This is a genomic window from Parabacteroides sp. AF14-59 (genome assembly GCF_003479515.1).
GTDB lineage: Bacteria > Bacteroidota > Bacteroidia > Bacteroidales > Tannerellaceae > Parabacteroides > Parabacteroides faecis.
On the sequence record NZ_QUHH01000025.1, the window covers coordinates 68,288 to 81,321 of the forward strand.

Annotated in this window: 7 protein-coding genes; 2 read left to right on the top strand and 5 right to left on the bottom strand. The window is 43.1% G+C overall.

Going from position 1 to position 13,034, the window contains the following annotated elements:
• Positions 1 to 168 precede the first annotated feature (168 nt).
• The 4 genes from DWW23_RS21270 to DWW23_RS21285 form a co-directional block, all read right to left on the bottom strand.
• The gene (locus tag DWW23_RS21270) at positions 169 to 1,542 is read right to left on the bottom strand and encodes a Gfo/Idh/MocA family protein (protein WP_122355937.1); all 1,374 of its coding nucleotides are present in this window, start codon (positions 1,540 to 1,542) and stop codon (positions 169 to 171) included.
• Between the two features lie 82 nt (positions 1,543 to 1,624).
• Entirely contained in the window at positions 1,625 to 3,385 is a 1,761-nt protein-coding gene (locus tag DWW23_RS21275; protein WP_122355939.1) for a RagB/SusD family nutrient uptake outer membrane protein, read from the bottom strand.
• Positions 3,386 to 3,417: 32 nt separating this feature from the next.
• Positions 3,418 to 6,861: a TonB-dependent receptor gene (locus tag DWW23_RS21280; protein WP_122355941.1), complete on the bottom strand. Its 3,444-nt coding sequence runs from the start codon at positions 6,859 to 6,861 to the stop codon at positions 3,418 to 3,420.
• A 121-nt stretch (positions 6,862 to 6,982) separates the two neighbouring features.
• Positions 6,983 to 7,951, bottom strand: coding sequence for a FecR family protein (locus tag DWW23_RS21285; RefSeq protein WP_122355989.1), 969 nt, complete (start codon positions 7,949 to 7,951; stop codon positions 6,983 to 6,985).
• 148 nt (positions 7,952 to 8,099) lie between these two features.
• On the opposite strand from DWW23_RS21285, the gene DWW23_RS21290 reads away from it, so the two are divergent.
• Positions 8,100 to 8,648, top strand: a complete 549-nt coding sequence (locus DWW23_RS21290; protein ID WP_122355943.1) for an RNA polymerase sigma-70 factor — start codon at positions 8,100 to 8,102, stop codon at positions 8,646 to 8,648.
• Positions 8,649 to 8,652: 4 nt separating this feature from the next.
• Here the strand turns inward: DWW23_RS21290 and DWW23_RS21295 are convergent, their stop codons facing one another.
• Positions 8,653 to 9,417 (bottom strand): glycerophosphodiester phosphodiesterase family protein, encoded by a 765-nt coding sequence (locus tag DWW23_RS21295; RefSeq protein WP_122355945.1) that lies wholly within the window; start codon positions 9,415 to 9,417, stop codon positions 8,653 to 8,655.
• Between the two features lie 605 nt (positions 9,418 to 10,022).
• Here DWW23_RS21295 and DWW23_RS21300 point away from each other — a divergent pair.
• Complete coding sequence (locus tag DWW23_RS21300) at positions 10,023 to 13,019, top strand: SusC/RagA family TonB-linked outer membrane protein (RefSeq protein WP_122355947.1); 2,997 nt, start codon at positions 10,023 to 10,025, stop codon at positions 13,017 to 13,019.
• Positions 13,020 to 13,034 lie beyond the last annotated feature (15 nt).

A 13,034-nucleotide genomic window follows, 5' to 3' on the forward strand; every position in this document is an offset into this window, starting at 1 on the left:
TGAGTTATCCCCTGCCTATAATCGCCAGGATAACCAGTTCATTTCTTACTGAACAATCGCTTTAACAGCTGCTTCTCCTTCCACGGGATATATTGATGTGTTTACCTTCTTCACCCAATCCATATACAACGAACGTCCGACAACCCCCTTTCCTCCTTATACCCGATGTTATTTTGCAAACTGCAAACCTTTCAGTTTATCCCATGCACCACGGGTAAAGTCAGGGATTTCGACCGGGACACCTCCATGCTTCACGGATGTTTCCGTCAGCTCGGTCAGGCAAGACCATTCGGCTGCATCATATACATCCTGATCTAACGGCAAACCATTATGCAGACAGTAAATAAGACGATAATCCATAATAAAGTCCATACCACCATGCCCCCCTACTTTCCGGGCCTTTTCTCCGACCTCCTTAGTTATCGGATGTTCATACAAAGCCATGATGGAATCCATTTGCGCTTTATTAAGAAATTCGTGTGCTTCAGGCTCCAGAGCAATACCTTCTACGGGATATTTCTGGGCAAAACCTTTCGTTCCGCTAACGACATGATGACGGTCGTACGGACGCGGACTGGTAACATCATGCTGAATCAGAATAGTCTTTCCTTTCTCCGTCTGGATCAACGTAGTATTCATATCACCTACTTTATAGGTCTGTTTCGCCTCTTTTGAATCGGCTCCGAAAGTTTCTTTGGCATATTCAGTCATCCCCACCTGTTTAGTGGACATGGATACCAGATAATTCATTTTATCCCCTCTGTGAATATTCATAATCTGACAGATCGGCCCCAATCCATGGGTGGGATACGGATTTCCGGTATGTTCCTCATTGTATTTCAAACGCCACATTCCCTGATAACCACCCTTCTCACTCGGATAGAAATTTAATGAACGCAGGTCGTGGATGTAAGCGCCCTCCCCATGGATCACCTCACCGAATACTCCCTGTTGAGCCATATTCAAAGTTGCCATTTCAAAGAAGTCATAACAGCAGTTTTCAAGCATCATACAGTGCTTACGAGTCTTTTCTGCCGCATTAACCAATTGCCAACATTCATCGATCGACATGGCTGCAGGGACTTCCACAGCCACATGTTTGCCATGTTCCATCGCATAAACAGCCATAGGAGTATGCTTCAACCAGTCTGTGCAAATATAAACCAAGTCGATGTCATCCCGTTCGCAGATTTTTTTCCAATCATCCAAACCGGTATATTCATCGGCTGCAGGCAGTTTTTTATCTGTCAATGTTTTTTGCGCACTTTTCACGTAGTCACCATTCAGGTCACAAAGAGCTTTCACTTCTACTCCTTCCAGGAAAGTAGAACGATAAACAGCTCCGCTTCCACGCATACCCAAACCGATATACGCAATACGTACCGTCGGGATAGGATCGCAAGCCAGATTCAAAACATCTGTCTGTCCGGCAGGACGTTCAGATGTTGATGTCGGGATCATTCTTACCTGTGCCACCGACTGACTACAGGTAAAACTGGCTAAAACAGCCAGTAAAAACAATAAATAAACAATTCTTCTCATAAGTATTTTAAATATATAAAGTGCGAATAAGTTAAGAAAAGCGGGCCATCCTTCATACCGGACGGCCCGGAACTAAGGTCAATTAATACCCTGGATTCTGATCATCTTTCAGAAGCGGGTTCAAGTCCATTGCATTTTGAGGTATAGGCATCAGAAGGATACGATCGTTCCATTTCTTTTCGATCAGTTTATATCCGTTCGGAGCATATGTAATTCCATTCATAGCCTTCTGCCCATAGGCTGAACCATAGCGGCGGATATCATCATAACGATGTCCCTCACCGGCCAGTTCTATACGGCGTTCATTACGTACAAATTCCAAAGCAGCATCTTTTGAAGGCATGGTAGTCGGCACATTCGGCATTCCGCAACGGTCACGCAGATCGTTCAATGCAGCCTGCACTTCACCGTCCCAGCCAGAATTGGCAATACGGGCTTCCGCGAAAGTGAGTAACACTTCGGCATAACGGATGACTGGATAATCGTCAGAACTGTTATAATCGTTATATGGACTCAATGCCACCATTTTACGATAGCTATATCCGCTCCATGATTCATTTCCGTCCAGTCCGGCTTTGGTCGGATCCCATCTGTAATAAAACGTGCCGCCTTTAAAGTCTGTTTCGTGCCAACCCTTGAACGGGAACTGGATAGAAGCGTACAAACGGCTGTCGCGGTTACGGAACTCCTGCATATAAGCATATTTTGCAAGATCCATAGTTGGAACCTTTGTTATATAGGCTGCCTGATCCAGGCCATCCACCTCAGCGGTAATCACTTCGAAATTTGCTTTACGGGTTTCCATCGGGATCAACGAACGCACTGTTTTGCCGTCAATATCCCAATAGGCATCCACCAGGTCCTGCATCGGTTCGAATGAAGAGTATCCTGATCCCATCTGGCTGGGACGGATATACGTATAACGTGCCCAGTCATTATTATTATCGTCATTCATATATTCGCGGGTCTGGATATACTCAGGATTGGAAGGAGAAGCATTGTCATGATGCCAAAGAGCTTCATAGCTGAACAGTCCTTTTGCAAACTTGTCCTTATCGATACCTTTTGCTTCAAAATCAATAAACTGACTTAATTCTTCCGCTTCTTTCCTCTGTGCTTCATTCAAAGACGTCACACGGAACAATGAATGGTGCCCCTCTTTAATAATGTTGTTAGCCGAAGCTTCAGCTTCTGTGAAATTTCCGAAATACAGTGCGGCACGTGCACGCAAAGCCAAAGCGGCGGCACGTGTGATACGCCCGGTTTCCTCTGTATAACCACCGTTGTATTTGTCCGGCAGGACAGCAGCAATAGCAGCCAGTTCGTCCAGAATAAAAGACTGTACTTTATCCACCGGATCACGCGGAATATTCGGTGCATCATATTCCATCACGGTTGTTACAACTGGCACTTTTCCAAATTTAGTTGTCAGATCCAAATAAGCCTGGGCACGGAAAAAACGAGCTTCCGCTTTCATCCTTTCTTTCAGGGTTTCGTCCATTTCACAGTTATCCACCTTCTCAAGAAAGTTGTTCACAATACGAACCGTGCTGAAACTATATCCACGGTCTTCCGCCGTACTCAGTTCACTTTGCTGGATAGATTCGTATGGACCTTCCCAAGGTTTATGACTATGGGCATTATCTGTACACATCTCATCCCAGATATCAAAACCGTTTCCTTGTGCATAACAGGCATTCAAACCGTACCATGCGTCTTTCTCCGATGTCCAAAAACTTTCTGCCGATATATCGGATGGCGGAATCACGTCCAAATCACAAGCTGTAAAAGAGGCAGTTATCAAACCAAGCACTGCCCATTTCTTTATATTTAGATTTACCATTACTCTTACTTAATTTAAAATTATTGAATCAATTAAAAAGATACGTTCACGCCGAAAGCAACCGACTTGGTTCCTAACGAACCGATACCACGCCCGGAAGAGGCTTCAGGATCGAAATCTTTCATCACATGATCGGCACGTAACGTAAACAGGTTTTCACCGGTCAGGAAAAATTTCAAAGAAGACATTCCCCATTTGGAAATAAGATTAGACGGAACACGATAACCCAGAGATATAGTCTTGATACGGAAATAGTCTGCATCAAACAACTGGTAATCTGAGAAATACTGATTATAATCATCCAAACTGTGTCCGCCATAGATACGGGGATAAACAGCACGCGGATTCGGATTTTCCTCTGTCCAGCGTCCCAGATGGAACTTACGCGGGTTTGAGTTCAACATAAAAGCAGAAACCTGTTCAGATTCAAAACCAGCCATTGTCCCGGATACACCTTGTCCGAAAATAGAAAGCTCGAAGTCTTTATATTGCAGATTCAAATTAATACCATATGTAAAGTCAGGCACATCTTTACCGATAATCGTGCGGTCTTCTCCGTTTATGGCACTACCCCATTCTACATTCTCGCGTTGCGGAACATACTTGATATCACCGGCTTTCGGTTTACGACCGTAGGTATAATAATGACCGGCATCAATCTCTTCCTGTGTATACAACCCGTCTGTTTTTAGTCCGAAGAAAGAACCGATTGACTCGCCTTCGCGCAGGATATAGCGTATCTTGTCACCACCGTTCTGGATAATATCGTCAGATTCACCCATATCTTTGATCTCATTATGGTTGGTTGCGATATTGGCACTTACCACATAAGAAAAATCGCCGAACGATTTGCGATGCGTCAAAGCCAGTTCAAAACCACTGTTACGCACCTTGGCTATGTTTTGCGAAGGGTTAGACCAAATACCTGTTTCCAACGGCACATTGTAACTCAGCAAGATATCACTCGTATTCTTCACATAATAATCAGCTGTTAAGCTCAGTAGTCCGTTGAAGATATCGAAGTCGACACCTATATCGGTCAGGGCAACCGTTTCCCAGCCTAATTTCTCGTTTGCCGGTTTTGATTCCAGTACACCCTTTACAGCCTCATTGTCGAAGTTATAATCCGCACCATTATTATACAGTTGGAAATAATCGTAATTACCTACGTTATTAATATTACCCAACGTACCCCATGATGCACGGATTTTCAGGTTATTGATCCAATCGATCTGCTGCATGAAATTTTCCTGGTTGATACGCCATCCGGCAGAGAAAGACGGGAAAATCCCCCAACGGTTATCTTTATGGAAACGGGAGGAAGCATCCGCACGCAGATTTGCTTCAAACAGATAACGATCCAGCAGGCTATAATTCAAACGGCCGAAATAAGATAGGATCTTATATTCTCTCAGCGGCGTACCATACGAATTCTGGTCCGGTTGATCTTTGCTGATCTCTCCACCAGTCGTCATATCTTCCAGATCATCCGTTACAAAATCTTTCCATTTCGTATAAAGACGTTCATATTTATAATGTTCGTACGAAGTTCCGGCCAGTATACCGATATTATGTACCTTATTCGACCAGTCATAGCGGGCCGTCAATGTATACATAGTCCGGTTTTCACTCTGCCAGAACATATTCATTTCATTTGTATACACACCGGTTCCTGGGATTTCAGCTCCTGTTTCAAAATTCTTTACATTATCCTGCAAAGCGGTATACCCTCTTGATTTACTTTCCCATCCTTTGAATGCACCTTGCCCGGAGATCACCAAGCCTTTAACAGGTTTAAGATCGAATCCCAGATCGATCATTGTATTGTCGGTCTTACCGTCCGACCAGTTATTCTTACTCAGGGCACGTAACGGGTTACCGTTCATAAACGACTGGGTAGCAGCCTTTCCTCCGGCAATGGAACCCCATTCGCCGTTCGACTGCTGCGCAACCATCGTAGAAGGTACCATCAGGAAATTTCCAATCGAAGCAACTCCATGTTCCGTTTTATTAGTACTACGGATAAACTTCACGCCCGATTTCAATGTCAGCCACTTTGTTACATCGGCAGCCACATTGATATCCAAATTATAGCGCTGTGAACTTTGTCCCGGCATGAACTTGTCATCATACAGATACCCCAATCCGGAGAAGAAACGCACTTTATCACTACCTCCGCTAAAATTCAACGAATGCTGTGTGGTAACCACCGGATTATCGAGCACCAGATCCGCCCATTTCGTATTCGGATAATAATCCGGTTTCGAACCGTCTCGGAACCACTTGATCTCATCTTCCGAATAAGCGGCATTTTTACCATTACTTGCATCGCGATTATAAAATGCCTCGTTCAACAAGGTCGCATAATCCCATGAATCGAGTACATCCGGCAGATAAGTAGGCATCTTCATTCCGACATAGCCGCTGTAAGAAACATTCATCTTTTCTTTCTGTCCGCGTTTGGTTGTAACCAATACTACACCATAAGCGGCACGTGAACCATAAATTGCAGAAGAAGAAGCATCTTTCAGAAAAGAGATTGTCTCAATACTGTTCGGATCCAGATTCGAAAACAAGTCGGCATCAGCTATAGCGCCATCGATCACATATAAAGGAGAAGATGTACCCAGGTTACCGCGACCACGGAAGTTAATTGACGGTGTCGATCCAGGACGGGATATTACCGTTACACCGGGAACAGTTCCCTGAACGGCTGCCAGTACATTTGTTTGTACGCGGTCTTTGATTTCTTCCGAACTGATAGCTGCAACCGAGCCGGTCAGGTTCACTTTTTTTTGTGTACCGTAGCCCACTACAACAACTTCATCCAACAGTTCAGAGTCCTCTTCAAGTATAACATTAACCGAAGTCTGCCCGTCTTTCAAAGCTATATTTTTTGTTGTATAACCAATATAAGAGATAAGCACGTGCTTATCTCTCCCTGACAGTGTCAGGGCAAAATTACCTTCAAAATCAGTTACAGTTCCGTTTGTCGTTCCAGCTTCCACCACGCTGGCACCGATAACAGGCTCGCCATGTGCATCTTTCACGACACCTTTGATCGTAACACTCTTCTGCTGTTGCGCTGCATTCACAGACAGTGTACGTGCAGATGCCTTTTCATCGGAAGCTTTTGAAACTACAATCTGATTATTCACAATCCGGTAAACATATCCGGTATTCCTGAACATATGGTTCAATACCACATCCAGAGAAGCATCAGTAACATCGATTGAAATTTTCTTACCCAGATTGATCTGGTCATCATTATAAAAGAAAGTATAGCCGCTCTCTTTCTCTATTTCTGCAATCACAGACGACAAAGGTGCATTACTTTTCTTCATGGTAATTTGATAGACTTGTGCAAAAGCCGAGATAGGAACCAATCCTATCGCACCTACCAGAAACAACTGTGTGATCTGCTTTCTGAATTGCTTACAGAACACATCCTTCAACAAAATAACTCGTTTGTTCATATTAATAATTAGATAAAATAAATATGCGTTTTTTCTTTCTCTTTATCAGCCAATATTCCTACTGTCTCTTATTATCCGCTTTGTCTGTTTTTCATATATTTCTGATTTAAGTTTAACATAATTATTTATTGACTTTCTCATACAATACAAAGCTGTCTCCCCTTTTACGATAGGCAACCGGAGAACTTTTGGATATGATATCCAGTAAAAGTTCCAACGACTCATCGTGAATAGAAAAGGTAAAACTATATTTACCGGCCAGTTCAACCGGACATTTTATACTTATACCGTACCAGCTTTCCAGACGTGGAAGAATCATTCCCAGTTTTTCATTTTTGAAATTAGGTTTTCCATCCCTGCGCCAAGATGAATACAGATCGGCATTTACCTGCACAATTTCAGCCTTTCCTCCTATCACATAAGCCAGTTTCTCATCAGGCTTTACCAGTAAGACGTCCTCTTTACCTTGCTCATTCTTTGTACTTACCTCAACTGCCCCCTCTGCCAGAATCATTTCCGCATAAGAAAGAGAGTCGACACAGAAGACTTCGAAGGCAGTCCCCAATGCCTTTACATCCATACCTTTTGTTTTCACGATGAAAGGATGTTCCGGATCATGATGTACCTTAAAAAAAGCCTGCCCGGTCAGGGATACTTCCCTTCTTTCTCCGTCGAACGACTCCGGATAAGTTAACCTTCCACCGGCATTCAACGACACATGACTACCATCCGGCAGATAGAACGACTCCATCGATTGCCGACCGGCACTTACTACATAAATAGTTTTCTCTTCTGTCCCACTCTTCCCAATTAACCAGGAGCCAACCGAAATAAGCAGAGCCAAAGAAGCCGCTACCGCATACTTCATCCAATAGTCCCGGCGGGTATTATAAGGATGTATCTTCCTCATAACCCGCCCCAACACCCGTTCTTTAGCCACAGGACAAAGAAAAGAATCTCCCGATTCATTCCACTGTTCTTTTAAATGGCGCAAAACAGGCTCCTGACCAGCCAGAAATTCTTTTTCCTTATCAGTCAGTCTGCTTGTCAAAGCTTTTTTTATAATATCCTCTTCTTTCATTTCCTTCATATCTAACACTAAATACTCCAAATTCAGAGTTATCCCCCAGAAGAATATCTAACTTTTTTTATTTTAACAGAACGCCCCATCTTTCTAAGAGACTTTTGCTATTCTTCAATTCTTTTCTATCTTTGCAATAATCAATAAAGAAGCTAATTTGGATAATCAATCACTAATACTGGCATTAAAAAGCGGTAGCGAGGAGGCCTTTACTTCTTTGTATCACAAGTATTGCGACAAAGTCTACAAGTTTTGCAGACTTTATTACACAAACGATTCTACCACTGAGGAAGTGGTACAGGAAGTTTTTATCAAATTATGGGATATACGCAGTTATGTAAATGAAAATGAAAATCTGGAAGGATTACTGTTCATCATCACCCGGAATATGATTTTCAGCAATTCAAAGAAAAATTTCAACGAAACTTTTTATAAAATATCTATCCTTGCGGCTTACGACAAGGCTTATGATATAGAAGAAGAGTTACAGGCAAAAGATCTGCAGATTTATATTGAACGGTTGGTAAACGAATTGCCGCCCAGGCAAAAAGAAGTTTTTTACCTGAGCCGCCATGAACAACTTAGCTATAAAGAAATTGCCGAAAGGCTCGACATTACCCCAAAGACAGTGGAAAGACACATCAACGAGGCTTTGAAATATCTGAAAAAGAATATTTACTTCCTGCAATTATTCCTTTCAGTATAGCAGGTTACTTTCCAATCATCTCCTTCAGCTGTACCGGTTTGTCCGTTGTAATAAAATCGACATTCTTTGCAATGAATGACTCCATCACTGCCGGGTCGTCCACTGTCCACACATTGATCGTCAGGCCGACATCCTTGGCTTCCTGAATCCATTCAGGATGTTTGTCAAATACCTTATAATGATAATCCAAACCGGAGAATCCGAGTATTTTCAAATCAGCCGGAGAAACCTCTCCGCGCAGATAAGAGACCTGTACTGCCGGAGCACGCCGGATCAACTCCTTACAAATATTCATACTGAAAGAAATATATTCTACCTGGTCTTCCATCTGATATTTTTGTACCAGATAAAGAATTGCCGCGACAGCTTTGTCTTCATTGACTACTCTTTTATGAGGTTTGATCTCGAGGATCAGTTGAGTTCCCTGATTTTTCTTTCCCTGGATCAGGTATTCTTCCAGAGTCGGTAATCTCTCCCCGTTCTTCAACTTCAGGTCTTTCAGTTGTTCATAGAGAGATGTTTCTATACAAAAACCCTGAATACTGTCATCGTGGTTGACGACCGGAATACCGTCAGCCGTTATAGATACGTCGAATTCAGAACCATACGCACCAACCTCATGGGCTTTGTTTAAAGCCGTAATCGAGTTCTGGGCAGAACCTTCACAATCCCAATACCCCCGATGGGCAATTACTTTTGTCTGGGCAAAAACATTACTTCCATATAAACATACGGCAAGCAGAATAGTTAACATTGATCTCTTCTTCATCTTCTTTTTTGTATTAGAATCCGTTACAAAATATTGAGCATGTAAACTTACAGATTTTATCCGATATTCGGGAGCATCCGCGGAAGATTTCTAACTCCGGCTAAAACTGCCGGTAATCAATGCGAGTATAAAAAATGATGGTCTTACATTATCTTAACGGGAATAGAAGATATCGGACATAGTTCTTCAGGAACTATGGAAAACAAATCAAATTGAGAAAAACACAGGGCAAAAATAATAAAAAAATTAATATAATATCATAATACCCCGGCTTTAAAATCAGATGAAGTAATTAATAAGCTAATATTTTATTATAAAAACACAGAATTCGATGTTTTACCTTGACTTATTCCTCCTTCTCAAGAACATTATTCGCAAAATTTCCCAATAAAGGGACTGCCTTCTCTCTCAATCAAATTCATAAAGTAATTAGTTCCTGAAGAACTATTGATTGAATTTCAATGCGAGTATTAAATCAACTTTAATTCTAATCTAAAAAAATAAGGCCTATGACGTAGAAAAAACAACAGTTCAGACAATACGTATAAGATACGTATCACTTACCTATTAAAATTATTAATTCTAACTAGTATTAATTCACAATTATGAAGAAAACATTTAATCACATCTCTTTCAACGAGATAGCAAAAATGTCAGCATTCTGTTTTCTATTCTATGCCTTTCCTGTAAATGCATCTGATATAAAACGATCGACAACAGAAAATTCACCGGTAACAAGTATTACCCAGCAAAGCAAAACAATAACAGGCACCATTACCGATACAAAAGGGATGGCTGTTATCGGAGCCAATGTAGTAGTAAAAGGAACAACCAATGGGAGCATTACGGACCTCGACGGAAATTTTACGCTGAACAATGTACCTGCGAATGCAACGCTACAAATATCTTATATCGGTTACAAATCACAGGAGATACCGGTAGGCAACCAGTTAAAAATAGAAGTTACACTGGAAGAAGATACCGAAAATCTACAGGAAGTAGTTGTTGTCGGTTATGGTAGTACGGTGAAAAAAGACCTGACAACTGCCGTGACAAGTGTAAAAAGTAAAGACTTCCTGCAAGGAGCTTCCAATAGTCCGTTACAGATGATCGACGGTAAAGTAGCCGGTGTATCCGTATCCAATACGGCAGCCGCCGATCCGAATGCCAGTCCGAGTATCCAGGTACGCGGAGCCTCTTCTTTGAAAGCCGGAAACGGTCCGTTGATCGTTATCGACGGGATGCCGGGCGGTGACCTGCGAAATCTTGCCCAGCAAGACATCGAATCTATTACCGTATTGAAAGATGGTTCCGCCGCTGCCATCTACGGTTCTCGCGGAGCGAACGGAGTTATTCTGGTTCAGACGAAGCAGGGGAAAGCCGGTAAAGTATCCATCACATACGATGGTTATGCCGAACATGATTTCGTTGCTGCACGACCGGAAATACTGAGTCCGGAAGAGTTTGTGGCCAACAATATCGGAAAGGATTACGGTTCCCGTACGAATTGGTACAACGAGTTGCTCAACAAAAACAACTTCGGACAGAACCACAACCTGGCCCTCTCCGGTGGTAGCGAATCCAGCATCTTCCGTATCTCGGCAAACTACCGTTCGAAAGAGGGGCTCGACATTGCAACAGACCGTAAAGAATATGGTTTACGTGCCAGCTTCAAACAAATCACTTTAGAAGGTTTATTGGAAGTGACAGGAAACATATCCTATCGTTACGCCGATGAAGATTACACCGATTACGGAAGTTTCAAACAGGCAGTCGAACTGAACCCGACCTATTCGAAGGATGAAATGGATGCATTCCGGAATAACTTCGATAGTTACAACCCGATCTTCAACCTGACAAGACGTGAAAACGGAGCTACACAGGAATACCTGACTACCGACTTCAACATCAAACTCAACATCCTGAAGAACCTGAATACCGAATTAAAACTCGGCCGCCAGGGACATGACAAGAAGCAACGCGAGTATTATTTCAAAGACCATCGCGAGTCGATCAACAACAGCCGTAACGGACGTGCCCGCCTGGAAAATGAGAAATGGGTGGACTACACGTTAGAATGGTTAGGCAATTATTCGCTGGATATAGATCGGCACCACCTGAAAGTAATGGGCGGTTACTCCTATCAGGAATTCAACTGGGAAAAGTTCAATGCCGAAAACATGAACTTCCCGACAGACGCTTTCCTGTACAACAACCTGGGAGCCGGCGACTACAACAAGGCCGACGGACGTCTGGGCATGGAATCCGATAAAAACAAAGAAAAGACGATCGCTTTCCTGGGACGCGTCAACTATGATTTCGATAATACTTTCCTGTTCACGGGTTCTATCCGTTACGAAGGGAACACCAAATTCGGTACGGATCATAAATGGGGTGCTTTCCCTGCTGCTTCTGCCGCATGGCGTGTTTCCCGTCTTTCCTTCTTTGAAGATTCTCAGACTGTGAATGACCTGAAACTCCGTTTCTCTTACGGACAGACCGGACGCTCGGGCTTCGATAAATATATTTCCCTGGCGAAATATACCGGTTACGGATGGATGCCGAACAGTGAAGGTAAATGGGTTCAGGTATACGGCCCGGGAAACAACCCGAACAAAGACCTGTCCTGGGAAAAACAAATATCCTACAACCTGGGTATCGATTATACCTTGTTCAACTCGCGCCTATCCGGTAGTTTAGACCTTTTCATCCGCGAAGGGAAAGATGTAATCGGTGAATATCAGGTGCCGGTTCCTCCCTATTTGCACGAAAAGATCATGACTAATGTAGGTACAACCAATTCCAAAGGTTTTGAATTGCAGGTAAACTGGGATGCCGTACAAAACGACAAGTTCACCTATTCAACCAATGCCACGCTTGCCTATACCAAATCGAAGCTGAAATCATTCTCTAACGAGAAATATGAGTTGGGTTATATGGAAGGCGACGGTCTGCCTTCACCCGGAAACCCCGGTCCGTGCCAGCGTTTGCAGGATGGTGTTGAAATCGGTTCATTCTACGGATATCGCTACGCCGGTGTCGATGAAGATGGGAATATCATGGTTTTCAAAAATGGTATCAAAGGAGGTGAAACCGTACGGGGACGTGACGCCAGCGAAGCGGACAGAACCTATATCGGCAACGGTACGCCCAAATGGGAAATGGCCTGGGGAAACACATTTACTTATAAAGGTTTCGACCTGTCCCTTTACTTCCGCGGACGTTTCGACTACCAGATCCTGAATCAATACCAGATGTATTATGGTTTGCAAGGGGTAACAGGTATTAACAAGCTGACATCCGCCTATAAGGAAAATGCCCATATCAAAGGAGAAAAGATCATGTGCGACTACTTCCTCGAAAACGGTAATTACCTGAAACTGGATAACATCACGCTGGGATGGACACCTAAACTGAATACGAAATGGATCTCCAACCTGCGTATTTATGCAACCATGAAGAACGTGTTCACCATCACGAAGTATTCAGGCGGCATGGACCCGTCAAGTGTCGACGTCACTGGCTTATGGGCCGGTAGAGGCAGTATGGACTTATATCCGACAGCCCGCAACGTATCATTCGGAGTTCAAATCAGTTACTAAACTAAAAGTATATAC